Origin of the sequence: Lentzea jiangxiensis (assembly GCF_900104175.1) — a bacterium.
GTDB classification, from domain to species: Bacteria; Actinomycetota; Actinomycetes; order Mycobacteriales; family Pseudonocardiaceae; genus Lentzea; species Lentzea jiangxiensis.
In genome coordinates this window covers 259,861-275,494 of sequence record NZ_FNIX01000002.1, presented here as the reverse complement: position 1 = coordinate 275,494, position 15,634 = coordinate 259,861, and the positions used below count along the sequence as shown (strand labels likewise).

Below are 15,634 nucleotides of genomic sequence, written 5' to 3'. Positions count from 1 at the left end.
TCAAAGCTAAATGTGAGCGCTAACTTTTAGCACTTCCAGTTATCGGAACCACTTGCTCAACGTGGCTGGTAAGCGCACTGTTAACGCAAACATGCGAACGTCACCCGGTCGCTCGCGCCACGGAACCACCCTCGCGCACCCGCATCGGCACCCGGTGGACCAGTGGCGTCCTGCCGACGCGTCCACGCCGCTGCACGAGCTCCACCAGGACCTCCACGGCCCGCTCACCGAGCTCGTGGTGGGGCGTGGCGATCGTGGTCAGCCGGGGACGCATCCAGGAAGCGGCGGGGAGGTCGCCGAACCCGAGCACGGACACGTCGCCCGGCACCGACAGCCCGGCGTCGGCGAGCGCCTGGTACGCCCCGAACGCGAGGCGGTCGTCGAGGCAGACCAGTGCTTGCGGACGCCGGTGGCGCACCAGTTCCGCGGTCGCGGCGTACCCGCACTCCGGCGTCCGTTCAGGACAGTCGAGCGCGCTGACCACCTCCGCGCCGGAAGCCTCGAACACCTCGCGCAGACCGGTGAGCCGTCCCGGGACGTCCCGGGCGCCCGGGTCGGCGCCGATCAGGTGGATGCCGCGGGCGCGCCCGGCTTCCAGCAGCCGTCGCGCCGCCGAGCGGCCGCCCTGCGCCTCGTCGGCCACCACGGCGGGCAGGCCGGAGCGGGGTGCGGTGGCGCCGAGCAGCACGGCCGGCCCGTACCGCAGGCCGTGCGCTTCGGCGACAGCCCCCGAACGCACGGCGGCGAACACCACGCCGTCCGCCCGTCTGTCGTGCATCGCCTCGACCAGGCTCCGCCCCCGCGCCGGGTCTCCGCCGGACTCGGCGACGAGCAGCATGAACCCGAGGCGGTGAGCCGCCTCGAGGGCGCCCTTCACCAGGTCGCCGGTGGAGCCGGGGGACTCCACGGCGTCGAGGACGAACCCGATCGTCCGCGACAGCCCCGGCCGCGACGCCTCCGGCGAGCCCCGCCGGTAGCCCAGCTCCCTCGCCGTGGACCGCACCCGTTGCTCCGCCGCCTCGGAGATGCGCAGCTCCCTCGCCCGTCCGGTCAGGACGAGCGAAGCCGTGGTCACCGACACCCCGCTCGCCGCCGCCACGTCGGCCAGGGTCACGCGCGAACGTCCCACCGCGGGTCCGCCTCCTGCCGCTCTCGGGCCGGGAGCCGCCGTTGCGACGGCACGGGAACGGGGTCCCTGGCCGGAGCAGCGGCCAGGGACCCCTCGTCACCACATCAGGAGCAGGCGACGCCGTTCAGCACCGGCGACGAGAACGGCGGAGTGCCGCTGTAGTTCGCGTTGTAGCCGATGCTCACCTGGGCGCCGGACCCGAGCGTGCCGTTCCAGGCCGCGTTCGTGACCCGGACCTCGTCACCCGTGTCGTTCCACGTGCCGTTCCAGCCCTGCGTCACCGACACACCGGGGGCCGAGAACGAGAAGGTCCAGCCGTTGAGAGCCGCGCCGCGGTTGACGATCACGACCTCCGCGGAGTAGCCGCCCTGCCACTGGCTCGTCACGCGGTGGGTCGCCGTGCAGCCACCGGGGTTGCCACCGCCGGACGTGGTGGTGGTGGTGGTGGTGGTAGTAGTGGTGGTCGTAGTCGTGATCGGGCCCGCCGCGATCGCGAGCTCGTAGGCCCGCTGCGGCACGAACTGACCGGCCGGCGCGATGCAGCCGTCCGACTCGCCCGGCAGCTTGACCCACAGGAACGCCTCGATCCTCGAGTCGCCCGTGTTCGTCGTGCTGGGCGTGCCGATCGCGCGCCCGGCAGGGTCGCACCACTCGCTGCCGGCGGGACCGTTGCCGTTGCGGCTGGTGTCGACCACGGCCTTGAGGCGGCTGTCGCCGATGGCGTTGAGCACGTTCTTGGCGAAGTTCACCTCGTCCGAGGTCGCGCGGTAGTTCGACACGTTGGTCGAGATGCCGTCGGCGCTGTTGGAGATGTCCGCCCCGCGCAAGCGGTTCGCCGCCTCCGACGGGCTCAGCCACGCGGAGTGGCCGATGTCGAAGTAGACCTTGGCCTGGCTCGACCCGGACTTGAGCTTCTTGCCCGCGTAGGCCATCGACGCCTTGGTCTGGTTCTGCTGGTCCGCGTCCTGGCAGCTCGTCATCAACGGCAGCACGTCCGGCTCCAGCACGATCGTCGCCGGACGGCCGGCGAGGCCCGCCGCGACCTCGTCGACCCAGGCCCGGTACGCCGCGTGGGAGGGCGCGCCGCCGCCGCTCGGGCCGCCGCAGTCGCGGTTGGGGACGTTGTAGACCACCAGGATCGGGATCTTGCCCGCGGAAGCCGCCGCCCCCACGAAGGAGCTGACCTCGGACCGCACCGTCGAGGTGTTGGTCGTGGTGTACCAGCGCGCCTGCGGGACCGACGCGATGCGGTCGCGGATGACCGCCGCCCTGGAGTCGCCCGGGTTCGCGGCCACCCAACGCGCGCTCGAGCTCGCCGGGTCGACGTAGAACGCCGACTCGGCGGCGCTGACGGACGCACCGCCTCCGACCACCAGTGTGACGGTTCCCGCGACGACCGCCGCCGAGAGCAGGCCCGCGCCCGCACCCCGCTTCCACCGTGTCATCGTGTCTCCAGTTCGCTCGGTTGCAGTGATTCAGTTCTCGCAGCGTCATTGCTGTCCGGAGTTGAGAATCAGCGACGCGAGAGCGCTCTCATAACGTCGGAGAAGCGAATGCGAGTTCGGGCCAACGTAACCACGGAACTCTGAATCGTCAACGCTGGGAGCGTTCACCCGTCGATGCCGGAGAGGAAGTTTCGAAACTTTTCCCTGAACTGCGATCAACGCTGTGACGTGGTAGTTGGGAGCGCTCCCGCACCGGTTTACGCCGATCAGGGCAACCTGCTGTCGAATTCGACGACCACTTCTTGTGACCGCGCCGCAGTGGCTGCGACACTCCGGAACGGCAACGGAGGGCGGCGGCGGAACAACTCCCGTCAATTCTCACCGCCCACCGCGATCCGGCAATGGCGCACCGGGTCCGGCCTTCTGTCCTGCCCATCACCCGCCTTGCATTCGGGTCGACCCCGGGAAGTGTGGAAGATGAGACTGACATCGAAGTCAGTGACCCTGATCCCGATCATCGCCACGGTCGCGACCGCCGCGATCGGCGCCACCTTGATCGCCCCACCCGTCGCGAACGCGGCGACCACCCTCGCCGCCGCCGCTCAGCAGAGCGGCCGGTACTTCGGCACCGCCGTCGCGGCGAACAGGTTGAGCGACTCCACCTACGTCGGGATCTTGAACCGTGAGTTCGACATGGTCACGGCCGAGAACGAGATGAAGATGGACGCGACCGAGCCGGCCCAGAACCGGTTCAACTACGGCAACGCGGACCGGATCGTGAACCACGCCCGAGGTCAGGGCAAGCGCATCCGCGGTCACGCGCTGGCGTGGCACTCGCAGCAGCCGGCCTGGATGCAGAGCATGTCCGGCACCACCCTGCGCAACGCGATGCTGAACCACGTCACCCAGGTCGCCACGTACTACCGCGGCAAGATTTACGCCTGGGACGTCGTGAACGAGGCCTTCGCCGACGGCAGCAGCGGCGCGCGGCGCGACTCCAACCTCCAGCGCACCGGCAACGACTGGATCGAGGCGGCGTTCCGCGCGGCGAGGGCCGCCGACCCCGGCGCGAAGCTCTGCTACAACGACTACAACACCGACGACTGGACGCACGCCAAGACCCAGGCCGTCTACCGGATGGTGCAGGACTTCAAGTCCCGCGGCGTGCCGATCGACTGCGTCGGGCTGCAGTCGCACTTCAACAACAACAGCCCGGTGCCGTCCAACTACCAGACCACGCTGCAGAACTTCGCGAACCTCGGCGTGGACGTGCAGATCACCGAGCTCGACATCGAGGGCTCCGGCAGCACGCAGGCCCAGAACTACCAGAGGGTCACCCAGGCGTGCCTCAACGTCGCGCGCTGCACCGGCATCACGGTGTGGGGCATCCGCGACACCGACTCGTGGCGTGCCTCGGGCACCCCGCTGCTGTTCGACGGCAACGGCAACAAGAAGGCCGCGTACAACTCCACGCTGGCCGCGCTCAACGCGGCTGGTGGCCCCGGCCCGACGACGACCACGACCACCACGACCACCACGACGACGAGCAACGATCCCGGTAACGGCGCCTGCACGGCCACGGTGTCGCTGAACCAGTGGAACGAGGGCTTCGTCGCCACGGTCAAGGTCACGGCGGGGTCCAGCGCGCTGAGGGGCTGGACCGTCACGACCACCCTGTCCGACGGCACGGTCACCGGTTCGTGGAGCGCGAACCGCAGCGGCAACAGCGGATCCGTCACCTGGACCAACGTGGACTACAACGCCGAGGTACCGGCGGGCGGGTCCACCGAGTTCGGTTTCCAGGGCAGCGGCAGCGGTGCGGAGCTGAACCCGACCTGCTCGGCGCGCTGACGATCCCGGCGGGCTCCCGCGGTGCGACGTAACCGTCCTCCGCGGGAGCCCGCCTGCCCTTGCGCGGCAGTGACAGCCGCGAGGTCTTGCAGGCGATCCTCGCGGCGGAGCGGGTGAAACCGCCCCTGCCGGTCAGAGCGCCGTCGAGCCGGACCGCGGGTTGTCCACCCGCGACCAGTGCGCTCACCACCACGGCTACCACGTGAAGCCGGCGTCTCGCGGGCGGCTGCTCCGTCCCGGACACGGGCGGCCGGCACACGTGGACCACCGCCTCCTGCGCGGTGAACGGCCTCACCGGCGGCGGCAGCCACCCGCTCGACGTGAACCAGTGGCAGTGCAGCGCCTGATCCCCTCGAACTCCCTTCCCAGCACGAGAACGAGGTCACCGTGACCCTCTCCCACTCCTCCTGGCAGCACACGACCAGGTACCGAGTCATCGCGCTCGTCGCGGCGGTGCTGTCGGTCATCGCCGCCGTCGCCCTCTCCTACACGCCGCAGCAGGCGCACGCCGCGTCCCTGACGCGGGTGACCGGCTTCGGCACCAACCCGACGAACCTCAACATGTACGTCTACGCGCCGGACCGGCTCGCCGCCCGTCCCGCGCTGCTCCTGATGATCCACTACTGCACCGGCACGGCGAGCGCGGTGCACAACGGCGGTGGCCGGGACTACGTCGCCGCCGCGGACCGGCACGGGTACGTCATCGTCTACCCGGAGGCGACGCGGGAAGGCCGCTGCTTCGACGTCTCCACCCAGAACGGCTTGCGCCGCAACGGAGGTAGCGACTCCACCGGCATCATGTCCATGGTGTCGTACGCGCGCCAGCGCTACAACGTCGACCCGTCGCGCATCGTCGTCTCCGGCATCTCGTCCGGCGCGATGATGACCAACGTGCTGGCCGCCCAGTACCCGGACGTGTTCAGCGCGGCCTCGGCGTTCGCCGGTGTGCCCGCCGGGTGCTTCGCGACCGCGGACGGGTCGATGTGGAACAGCCAGTGCTCCGGCGGCACCCTGTTGAAGACGCCGCAGCAGTGGGGCGACCAGGCGCGGGCCATGTTCCCCGGCTACACCGGCAGCTACCCGCGGATGCAGCTGTGGCACGGCACGAACGACACCACGCTGGCGTACCCGAACTTCGGTGAGGCGCTCGACCAGTGGACGAACGTGCACGGCGTCAGCAGGACCCCGGTGTCGACCGACCAGCCCCAGGCGAACTGGACCCGCACCCGCTACGGCGCCTCGGGCGTCGTCGAGGGCATCAGCGCCCAGGGAACCGGGCACGACGTGCCGACCGCCGGGATGGTCGGGTACGCCATCACGTTCCTCGGCCTGGACCGCCCCGGCACCGACCCCACCACCACGACGACCACGACTACGACCACCACGACTACGACCACCACGACCCCGCCGCCGTCCCCGGGCTGCTCGGTCAAGGCCGCCGTCAACGCCTGGAACAACGGCCTGACCGAGACGATCACCATCACCAACACGTCGTCCGCGGCCGTGAACGGCTGGAAGCTGCAGTTCACGCTGCCGGGCGGACAGACGATCACGGGTGGCTGGAGCGCCACCTACTCCCCCACCACGGGCCAGGTCACCGCGTCGAACGTCTCGTACAACGGTCAGATCCAGCCCTCCGCCCAGATCTCGATCGGCCTCCAGGCCACGCACACCGGCAACAGCGCGCCCGCCACCGGGTTCACGCTGAACGGCGTGCAGTGCGCCGTCGCCTGATCCAGCGCCATGAAGGGATCCCCGATGTACCACGAACTCGAAGGGACGAGCCATGTCCCGGCATAGGTCGGTGCTCGCGGCGGCCGTCGCGAGCACGGTGGTCTTCCTCGGCGCGGCCGGCATCGCCGTCGGCGGTGCCGTCGCCGGGGAGACCGGCACGGCGGCGGCCACGCCGGGCTGCGGCAAGCCACCGGCACTGACGAGCGGCCAGCACACCATCAGCAGCGGTGGGCAGAACCGGTCCTACATCCTGCGACTGCCCCCCAACTACGACAACAACCGCCAGTACCGCCTGTTCGTCGGTTTCCACTGGCGCGGCGGCACGGCGAACGACGTCGACTCCGGCGGGTCCGACGGCTACAACTGGTCCTACTACGGCTTGCGCAGGCTCTCCGACGCCGCGAACAACGGCACGATCTTCGTGGCGCCGCAGGGCAACGGCAACGGCTGGGCCAACCCCGGCGGCCAGGACCTGAGGTTCGTCGACGACCTCGTGGCGCTGCTCGGCTCCAGCCTGTGCATCGACACGACCCAACGCTTCGCCGGTGGCTTCAGCTACGGCGGTGGCATGTCCTACGCCGTCGCCTGCGCTCGTGCCAACGTCTTCCGCGCTGTCGTCGTCTACGCCGGCGCGCAGCTCAGCGGCTGCGACGGAGGCACGCAGCCCATCGGCTACCTGGGCTTCCACGGCATCAGCGACAACGTGCTGGGCATCGGCCTGGGCCGCGGTCTGCGCGACACGTTCGTGCGCAACAACGGCTGCACACCGCAGAACCCCCGCGAACCCTCCGCGGGAAGCCGCACCCACATCGTCACCACGTACAGCGGGTGCCGGGCGGGATATCCCGTCGTGTGGGCGGCGTTCGACGGCGGCCACACACCGGCGCCGATCGACTCCGGCGGCGACGGCTGGCGCACGTGGACCTCCGGTGAGGCGTGGAAGTTCCTCACGCAGTTCGCCGGCGACGTGCCTACGACCACGACCACGACCACCACCACGACCACCCCGCCTCCCGGTGACGCGGCCTGCCGCGTGAGCACGGCGGTCAACGCGTGGAACAACGGCCTGACGGCGAACATCACCATCACCAACACCGGTTCGTCCGCGGTCGACGGGTGGTCGCTGGCCTTCACGCTGCCCGGCGGACAGACGATCACGGGCGGGTGGAGCGCCACGTACTCCCCCACCTCGGGCCAGGTCACGGCGCGCAACGTCTCCTACAACCCCGGCATCGCTGCCGGCGCCTCGATCACGGTCGGGTTCCAGGCGACGCACACCGGCAACGCCGCCGCGCCGTCGTCGTTCAGCCTCAACGGGAACACCTGCACCACCGGCTGACGCCAGAACACGAGGCCCTCGGCGTTCGAGAACGCCGAGGGCCTCGTGCTGTGTCAGACGGTCAGCGTTGCAGCGTCAGGAGACCCGGCCGGTAGGGCAGGCGGCCGTAGTCGCCACCCGAGTTCGGGTCGCGGCCCTGGTAGAGCAGCTGCAGGTTGCAGGGGTCGATGGTCTTGGTCTGGTCGGGGTTGCTGCGGATGAGGTCACCGTGGCTGATGTCGTTGGTCCAGTTCGCACCGCTGTTGGCCTTGCCCGCGAACGGGTTGCTCTCGGTCGCGGCCTGCGGCGTCCACGAGCCGTTCAGGCTGCTGGACGTGAACGAGCGGAAGAAGCGGCCGTTGCGCCCCATCGCCTCGACGATCATCAGGTACTGGTTCTGGCCCTGCACCTTGTAGACCTCGACACCCTCGAACAGGTTGGCCTGGGTGTCGCTCATGATCTCGGTCCAGGACGAGCCGAAGCTGCCGGGGAAGTTCCCGATCGGCATGCTCGCGCGGTAGATCTTGCCGTTGTCGCCGGCGAAGAACAGGTACATGTTCTGGCCGTCGGCGATGAGCGTCTGGTCGATCGGACCGGTGCCGGAGTTGGGGATGCTGCCCGTGAAGAGCGTCTGCGCCGGGCCCCAGCCGTTGGCGTTGGTCGGGTCGTTCGACGTCCGGTAGCTGAACGCCGTCGGTCCCCACTGGTAGGCCAGCACCCAGATGTTCTTGGGGGCGAAGTAGAACAGCGTGGACGCGACCGCGCCGGGGCTCATCCCGTTCTGGCTGGCCGAGCCCATGTCCGACCAGTTCGTGAACGTGCCGAAGTTCATCGAGCCCCACGTGGACCCGGTGTCGTGCGTCGTCGCGTAGACCAGGTGCTTGCCGTTGTACAGGACGTGGGTGAAGTCCTTGAGCGACACCCAGCCCTGCTTCGGCTGCGCCAGCGGACCGGTCGACGACCAGCGGTAGGTCGACGGGAGCTGGCAGGTGCCGCCCGGCGAGGTGGTCGTCGTGGTCGTGGGACCGGTGCCGCCACCGACGCGGACGAGCTGCCACTGCTGGTTGGAACCGTTCCAGTCGCTGTACTGCACGACGTTGCCGCCGTCCGCGGTCGAGGCGCCCTGGACCTCGACGGCCTTGCCGCTGTTGCGGTTGACCAGCCGGACGTGGCCGCCGTCGGAGTCGGCGAGGCGGAACTGCTGGTTGGTGCCGTTCGAGTCGGCCCACTGGACGATGTTGCCGCCGTCGGCGGTGGAGAAGTTGTGGACGTCGAGCACCTTGCCCGACAGCCGCGACTTCAGCCGGTAGTAGCCGCCGCCGGAGTCGACGAACTGCCACTGCTGCTGGTTGCCGTCGTTGCGGGTCCACTGGGTGATGCGGGCGCCGTCGTTCGTGGCGAGGTTGTAGACGTCGAGCGCCTTGCCGCTGTTGCGGTTGACGAGGACGTACCAGGCGGAGGTGTCGACGGTCGCCGCCGACACGGGTGTGGTGCTGAAAGCCGCCAGCAGACCGCCGAGCAGAACCGCCACGGCGGCGGTGACGGCGGCGGCACGATGACGTCCGCGGGCGCGGGGAACGGGTGGGCGATGGCCTGATCCGGCCATGGGCGTGCTCCTCTTCGTCGAGGTGGGGTTCGACCGCGGTGAGAAACGACGTTCGATGGACCGTTTGCGCCGAGCGGTCCACCACGCGCTCCGGGGGACGAGCAGCGATCACGCCGATGAACTACGACGGATGCTGGAACCGGGTCGTCTCCAAACTGTGGAGGACGATCTCCGCGTGGTCAAGGCGCGTCGAATGCGTTCGACTGCAACGACAACCGGCGTTCGACCACGGTGCGGCAGCGTGCCCGGCGAACCGTTGCGGGCTCGGCCGCGAGACTCTCCGCGGGCACCGGGAGGCGCGGAGGGCCTGTCCAGCAGCAGCCGCCCACCAGCCGGGCCCTGACTTCGGCCCAGCGCGCCACCGGTGCGGCGAACCCCGTTGCGGTTGACGGGTGTCGAATCGTTCGACCGCACGGAGAACCGGCGTTCGACGCCGGCGGGGCGCCTCGCCCGGCAAGCCGTTCCGGGCTTGACGGCGGAGCGCGGCTTCCAGCACCGAGATGCCGGGGTTGCGGTCCGGCGAGATCCACCCGCGAGCCAGGCTCACGCGCCCGCCGCGGGGCGCACTCCTCCTCCGGTCATGGCCCGTCGAATGCGTTCCACGCCGACATGGTGGCATTCGACCGCGTCGCGAACCCGCCCATGCCCCGGTCGACGAGTCCGCGTCCCACGCGGGCGAACCGGCACCGACCGCGCTGCGGGCACCTCGCCCGGCCAACCGCTCAGGCCCGCGCCGCCAGGCTTCCCGCGAGCACCGAGATCGCCGAAGGCCCGGTCCGGCAGCACCCGCCCACCAACCGCGCCCCTGCCTCGGTCCACTCCCCCGCCGACGCGGCGAACCCGGTCCCGTCCCCGGTCCACGCCCGCGCGTCCGCGTCCCACTCCTCGCCGCTGTTCGGGTAGACCACGACGGGCAACCCCGTCACCCGCCGCGCCACGGCGACCGCCTCGGCCACGTCCGCGGGCGCGCAGCAGTTGACGCCGACCGCGATCACCTCGTCCACGCCGGACACCACCGAGAACGCCTCCTCGAGCGACTGCCCGGCGCAGGTCAGGCCGCCTCGCACGCTGTAGGACAGCCACAGCGGCACGCCGCTGCCGCGCACGACGTCCAGCACGGCGACGGCCTCGTCGACGTCCGGCACGGTCTCGACCGCGAGCACGTCCGGATCGGCGGCGCACAACTCCTCGATGCGCGGCCGGTGGAACTCGGCCAGCTGCTGCCGGCTCAGGCCGTACCGCCCGCGGTACTCCGACCCGTCCGCCAGCACCGCGCCGTACGGGCCGACCGACGCGGCGACCCACCGCCGGCCGTCTACATCGGACGCGGCGGAGCGAGCCAGCTCCACACTGGACCTCAGCAGGCGGCCGGTCTCCCGCGAGCTGATGCCCCGGCGGGCGAAACCGGCGAAGCTCGCCTGGTAGCTCGCGGTGATGGCCACCTCGGCGCCCGCTTGGAAGAAGGCGAGGTGGGCGGCGCGCACGGCGTCCGGGGTGCTCAGCAGCAGCCGTGCCGACCACAGCTCGTCGGACAGGTCGTGCCCGGCGAGCTCCAGGGCGGTCGACATGCCACCGTCGAGCACGACCACCCGCTGCGCCAGCGCCGCTGCCAGTTCCACCCGGAGAAGTCTACGGAACGAGTGGTGAGGAGGAGTGCGCGACAGCCGCTCCGCCGAGAACATCGCGCACTCCCCCAGAACGACCGCCGGAGCCGACGCCGACCCGTGCGCGCCGCATTTTCGCACGGGGCAACATCATCTCGACGGCCGTCCGTCGACAACCGGTTCCCGGAACGGGAACCGGTCAGCCGGTGGCGCCGCGGTGCGCGGCGGGATCCGGTGTGCTCGCCCGGCGGGAGAGCCGGGGAGGCAGCAGCATCAGCGCGGGCGGCTGCTTGCCGGAGAGCTTGGCCACGAGCAGGTCCACGGCATGCCTGCCGAGCTCTTCCGCGGGCAGCCGGACGGAGGTGAGCAGGGGTGAGGTCTGCTCGGCCACCTCGTCCGGGCAGATCGCCACCACGGCCACGTCGCCGGGGACCTGGCGGCCCGCCGCGCGCAGGCACGTCGTGATCCAGCCGAGAGCCGCCTCGTTGTGCACCACCAGCGCCGTCATCGACGGGTGGGCCCGGATCAGGGCCTTGGTCGCCCTGAGCACGGAGTCGTGGTCGCCCTCGACGGACAACGCCGTCGCGGCGACTCCCCTGCGCATGGCGGCGGCGCTGAAACCGTTCATCGTGCGGTGCGCGAAACCGGTGCTGCGCCGGTAGACCGCGCTGGGGGCGCCGAGGAAGCCGATCGAGCGGTGGCCGAGGTCCGCGAGGTGGTCGACGCACTTGGCGCCCGCCGCCTCGAAGTCCAGGTCCACGCAGGTGAGGCCGCGCGCGGCGGCCGGATGTCCGATGAGGACGGACGGTTTGGACAGCTGGCGCAGCAGGGGCACGCGCTCGTCGTCCATCTCCACGTCCATCACGAGGAAGCCGTCGACCTGGGCGCTGTTCGCGGCCCGGCGCAGGCCGGCCGCGCCGTCGTCCGCGGTCATCAGCAGCAGATCCATGTCGTAGCGGCGCGCGGTCGTGACGGCGGCGGTGACGAAGCGCATCACGGCGGGCAGGTGCGTGCCCGCGCGCAGGGGCAGCACGAGGCCGATCACGTTCGTCCTGCCGGCCGAGGCCGCGCGGTCGGACGCGTGCGGCTGGTAGCCGAGCTGCCTGATGCTCTCCCGGACCCTCGACTTCGTGTCCGCGGAGATCGACCGCTTGCCCGTCAGCACGTAGGAGACCGTGCTCGGAGCGACCCCGGCGTGCCTCGCGACGTCGGCGATGGTGACCACACAGCCCCCCTTCCCGCTCGCAGTCAGTGACGGTGTCGACACCATAAGGAGCACCTTCTGATGACATCAAGAGTTATGTGTGCGTTAACATTGCGCTTTTCGAGTGGTCCAGACGAATTCGCCTCTGTCTGGAAACTTGCTGGACGGAAGACCAGTGCAGGGTGGAAGAGCGCACCCACGCGGCGCGACACCGTGATCCGGCGCCGGCCGCATGGGCACGCTCACATCCCGCAGCTCAGAGCGCCGGGTAGGCGTTGCGCATGAGCTCCTGGAACTGGGCGGAGAACCACTTGCCGGACAACGGTGCCTTCGGCAGCGCGCCCGACATGTTGTTGCCGTTGCGCACGTTGCCGGTGTAGGCCGGGTCGCACATCTTGTCCGCGCCCTTGCCCTCGTTGTTCGGGATCTCCTCGCTCGCACCGTCGGACTCGCCCGGAGGCTTCATCCACACGTAGGCGTCGATACCGGGCTCCGGAGCCGCCTTCGGGCGCTCACCCAGACCGGCACCCGACTGGTTGCACCAGTTGCCGAGGTGGATGCGCCGGTCGATCCGGCCACCGTTGACGTAGGCGTCCACACCCGTCGTCGGGCCGGGGCCCGTCGGACGGGCGCTGCCGCCCCAGCCGTTGCGGCTGGTGTCGATCAGCATGCCGACGTTCGCGTCGAAGCCCGCCAGCACGGCGCGCTGCCGGAACGCCTGCGCGTAGGACAGCTCGTCGACGTAGCGGTTCCAGTCCACCCACTTCGACTGGCGGACCGAGGTGCCGCCCACCGAGTCCTCGATCTTGAAGTACAGCTCGCGCAGCGCGCCGTAGTTCGCGGTGTTGGCGATGAAGCCGTGGACGTTCGCCTTCGTGCTGCCGGAGGCGTTCGCGGCCTGGTACAGCAGCTCGGCCGTCGGGCCGAAGTTGTCGTCCCAGCCGATCCAGCCGTGGTGGCCGATGTCCAGGTAGTTGTAGACGTTCGGAACCGCACCCAGCTTCGCGAGCGCGTAGCCGACACCGGTGACGTAGTTGCCGTTCGCCTTCATCACGTCGCACGCCGGCACAGCGGTCGGCCGCGGGGACACGTTGGTGATCAGGTTCGGCAGCGAGTCGATCTCCACCGTCGTGACGATGCGCAGGTTCGCGTACTCGGGCCTGGCGAAGATCGCCGCGATCGGGTCGATGTAGTCGGTCTTGTACTTGTCGATCTCCGTCGGCTTGAGCTCACCGTTCGAGGCGAGGGCCGAGCAGTCACGACCGGGCAGGTTGTAGATGACCACCTGGATGACGAGTGGTGAGCCCGCCGCCTGGCGCACCGCCTCGTCCAGGTGTCCGACCAGGCCGCGCGAGTCGACCGTGCCGTTGATCGCCGCGATGCGGTCCATCCACACACCGGTGGGCTGGTTCGCGATCCGGCTGCCGCCGGGCTCCGCGGCGGCCTTGGCCGCCCAGTCGGGGTTCACGTACTGCTTCGCACCCACGTACGGGTTGTCGACGCGGCCCGGGCCGGGGCCAGGTCCGTTCGACGTCGTCGTGGTGGTAGTGGTGGTCGTCGTGGTGGTGGGCACCGTGTCACCGGTGCACAGCGTGCCGTTCAGCGTGAAAGCCGACGGGTTGGCGTCGTTGGCGCCCGCGTTGGACCCGTTGAAGCCGAGGTCGATGGACGCACCGGTACCGAGGTTGCCGTTCCACGACAGGCTCGTCGCGGTCACGTCGGCGCCGGACTGCGACCAGGTCGCGTTCCACCCCTGGGCCACGCGCTGGCTGCCCGGGAAGGTGAACTTGAGCGTCCAGCCGCCCGACACGGCGTCACCGAGGTTGGTGATCTTCACCGAGGCTCCGAACCCTCCGCCGCCCCAGCTGTTCGCCTTGTAGTCGACGCGGCAGCCGGGTGCGGCGCCCGCGGGTGCGCTCATCGCCACCCCGAAGGTCGCCACGGCGGTGGCGACCACGACACCCGCCGCGGCCCACCGCCTCTGTCCGTTGAGCTTCATTGATCTCCTGATTTCCTAGTGGTGTTGGATCTGGACCAGGGAGCACGCGGAGGGCGTGCATTCGAGCCGTTTCAGGCCGAGGTACTCCATGCCGATCGAGCCGGTCAGCGCGAAGCCGTCCCCGAAGGCGAGGTCCGGGTCGCCCCGGACCTCGCCGTTCGCGAGCGCCGTCCGCCAGGCCTGGTCCAAGCCAGGCCGCAGGACCAGCAGCCCGAGCCGCCCGTACGGCTCCTTGGCGCAGGTCCCCCATTCGGCGACGAACGGCGCGTAGACCTTCGACCGCACCGGTCCGGCGAAGTCCGTGAAGTCATCACCCCGCCGGACGGTGGCGCACTCGTCGGTCAGCTCGTTCAGCCAGGCGGCGATGCCGTCGACGCCCCTGCTCAGGTCGGGGGTGGGTTCGGCGCGTCCTACGAGGAGGGCGAACGTCACCGAACCCACCACCAGAAGGGCGATCAACGCCCTCGTCACCGGATGGCGCACGAAGAACCGCTGAGCGTGAACGACGTCGGATCAGCCGGCGTGGACGCCGTCGTGGCGTTGAAGCCGAACGACGCCGTGCCACCGGGCGCGATGTTCGCGTTGTGCGACACGCCCTTCGCGGTGGCCCGTCCATTCGCGACGGTCACGGTCGACGACCACGCCTGCGAGAGCTGCTGCCCCGCGGGGAAGTCCCACACGAGCTCCCAGGCGTTGAGCGCGCTGGTGCCGGTGTTCGTCACCGTCACGTTGGCCGTGAACCCGCCGTTCCACGTGCTCGGCCGCGAGTAGGCGACCGTGCAGGAACCGGTGGGACCGCCGCCACCCGCCGACGTCCTGACCGCGACGCCCGACGAGGCCGCCGAGGCGTTCCCGGCCGAGTCCGTCGCGACCACGGTGAACGAGTACGACGTGTCCGCGCTGAGCCCGGTGACCGTCACCGAGTTCGTGGCGGAGGTCGCGACCACCTGGCCACCGCTGTAGACGCGGTACCCGGTCACGCCGACGTTGTCCGTCGACGCCGCCCAGTCGAGCTTCACCGAGCTCCCGGTGACGCCGGAGGCGACGGGAGTGCCCGGTGCCGACGGCGCGGTGGTGTCCGGCGTGCCGGTGCCGCCGCCGAAGACGACGTCCGAGCAGCTGTAGAACGCCTCCGGGCTGTCCGAGCGCTGCCACAGCGAGTAGATGATGTGGCGGCCGGTCTTGTTGGGCAGCCGGGCCTGCCAGGCGTACTCACCGTTCGCCAGCGGCGGGTTCGTCACCTTGTCGAACGGCACGGACTCGAGGTCCGACCACTTGAGCGGCTTCGTGGCGTCGAAGCCGTCCTTGGTGACGTACTGCTCCCACGTGCCGGGGTGCGGTGCCCAGGCGTTGTACCGGAAGGTGACGGTGCTGTTCGCCGTTACCTGCGTGGTGGGCCAGTCGGCCCGCGGCAGGTTGTAGGCGGCGAACTTCGTGGTGGGACCGCACAGGCTGCCGTCGGGCACGATCTCCCGGTGGCGTCCGGCGGCGTTGCTGATCAGGTTGCCGAACCAGTCCCACAGCGGTTGCTTCCCGCCCTGGGCCACCGCCGCGGCGCACGCCGGGTTGGTGGGCTGCAGGTCGCCGCCACCGCCGCCCACGCGGCCGTCCTCGTAGCAGAGGTAGGTGCGGCTGCCGGGCCAGACCATCGAGCCGTGCGCGACGGCCGTGCCACCGGTGTGCACCAGGACGGCGCCGACCGCGGCCGCCACGGCCAGGAGTGCTATGCGTTTCCTCATCTGCG

General features: G+C 70.3%; 11 protein-coding genes. 3 read left to right on the top strand and 8 right to left on the bottom strand.

Annotated features, from left to right (window positions below; all coding sequences use genetic code 11):
- Positions 1 to 100: 100 nt before the first annotated feature.
- Entirely contained in the window at positions 101 to 1,129 is a 1,029-nt protein-coding gene (locus BLQ91_RS08970) for a LacI family DNA-binding transcriptional regulator (protein ID WP_090096274.1), read from the bottom strand.
- A 104-nt stretch (positions 1,130 to 1,233) separates the two neighbouring features.
- Positions 1,234 to 2,574, bottom strand: a complete 1,341-nt coding sequence (locus tag BLQ91_RS08965; protein WP_090096273.1) for a glycoside hydrolase family 6 protein — start codon at positions 2,572 to 2,574, stop codon at positions 1,234 to 1,236.
- 477 nt (positions 2,575 to 3,051) lie between these two features.
- On the opposite strand from BLQ91_RS08965, the gene BLQ91_RS08960 reads away from it, so the two are divergent.
- From BLQ91_RS08960 to BLQ91_RS08950, 3 genes are all read left to right on the top strand, one after another.
- The gene (locus BLQ91_RS08960) at positions 3,052 to 4,425 is read left to right on the top strand and encodes a glycoside hydrolase family 10 protein (protein ID WP_090096711.1); all 1,374 of its coding nucleotides are present in this window, start codon (positions 3,052 to 3,054) and stop codon (positions 4,423 to 4,425) included.
- Positions 4,426 to 4,812: 387 nt separating this feature from the next.
- Complete coding sequence (locus BLQ91_RS08955) at positions 4,813 to 6,159, top strand: extracellular catalytic domain type 1 short-chain-length polyhydroxyalkanoate depolymerase (protein ID WP_090096272.1); 1,347 nt, start codon at positions 4,813 to 4,815, stop codon at positions 6,157 to 6,159.
- 52 nt (positions 6,160 to 6,211) lie between these two features.
- The gene (locus BLQ91_RS08950; RefSeq protein WP_090096271.1) at positions 6,212 to 7,498 is read left to right on the top strand and encodes a CE1 family esterase; all 1,287 of its coding nucleotides are present in this window, start codon (positions 6,212 to 6,214) and stop codon (positions 7,496 to 7,498) included.
- Between the two features lie 61 nt (positions 7,499 to 7,559).
- Here BLQ91_RS08950 and BLQ91_RS08945 read toward each other — a convergent pair whose 3' ends face one another.
- The 6 genes from BLQ91_RS08945 to BLQ91_RS08920 form a co-directional block, all read right to left on the bottom strand.
- Positions 7,560 to 9,083, bottom strand: a complete 1,524-nt coding sequence (locus BLQ91_RS08945) for a non-reducing end alpha-L-arabinofuranosidase family hydrolase (RefSeq protein ID WP_090096270.1) — start codon at positions 9,081 to 9,083, stop codon at positions 7,560 to 7,562.
- A 722-nt stretch (positions 9,084 to 9,805) separates the two neighbouring features.
- Entirely contained in the window at positions 9,806 to 10,702 is an 897-nt protein-coding gene (gene mmuM, locus BLQ91_RS08940) for a homocysteine S-methyltransferase (RefSeq protein ID WP_281199322.1), read from the bottom strand.
- Between the two features lie 184 nt (positions 10,703 to 10,886).
- Positions 10,887 to 11,912, bottom strand: a complete 1,026-nt coding sequence (locus BLQ91_RS08935; RefSeq protein WP_218130194.1) for a LacI family DNA-binding transcriptional regulator — start codon at positions 11,910 to 11,912, stop codon at positions 10,887 to 10,889.
- Positions 11,913 to 12,147: 235 nt separating this feature from the next.
- Positions 12,148 to 13,890: a glycoside hydrolase family 6 protein gene (locus BLQ91_RS08930; RefSeq protein ID WP_176959637.1), complete on the bottom strand. Its 1,743-nt coding sequence runs from the start codon at positions 13,888 to 13,890 to the stop codon at positions 12,148 to 12,150.
- A gap of 15 nt (positions 13,891 to 13,905) precedes the next feature.
- Entirely contained in the window at positions 13,906 to 14,322 is a 417-nt protein-coding gene (locus BLQ91_RS08925; RefSeq protein WP_143022565.1) for a hypothetical protein, read from the bottom strand.
- Positions 14,323 to 14,357: 35 nt separating this feature from the next.
- Positions 14,358 to 15,629, bottom strand: a complete 1,272-nt coding sequence (locus BLQ91_RS08920) for a lytic polysaccharide monooxygenase (protein WP_090096265.1) — start codon at positions 15,627 to 15,629, stop codon at positions 14,358 to 14,360.
- Between the last annotated feature and the right edge of the window lie 5 nt (positions 15,630 to 15,634).

Excerpts from the sequence above, each read along its gene's own strand:
- BLQ91_RS08965 (WP_090096273.1), bottom strand. The coding sequence starts at position 2,574 with ATGACACGGTGGAAGCGGGGTGCGGGCGCGGGCCTGCTCTCGGCGGCG.
- BLQ91_RS08950 (WP_090096271.1), top strand. The coding sequence starts at position 6,212 with ATGTCCCGGCATAGGTCGGTGCTCGCGGCGGCCGTCGCGAGCACGGTG.
- BLQ91_RS08945 (WP_090096270.1), bottom strand. The coding sequence starts at position 9,083 with ATGGCCGGATCAGGCCATCGCCCACCCGTTCCCCGCGCCCGCGGACGT.
- BLQ91_RS08930 (WP_176959637.1), bottom strand. The coding sequence starts at position 13,890 with ATGAAGCTCAACGGACAGAGGCGGTGGGCCGCGGCGGGTGTCGTGGTC.
- BLQ91_RS08920 (WP_090096265.1), bottom strand. The coding sequence starts at position 15,629 with ATGAGGAAACGCATAGCACTCCTGGCCGTGGCGGCCGCGGTCGGCGCC.
- BLQ91_RS08960 (WP_090096711.1), top strand. The coding sequence starts at position 3,052 with ATGAGACTGACATCGAAGTCAGTGACCCTGATCCCGATCATCGCCACG.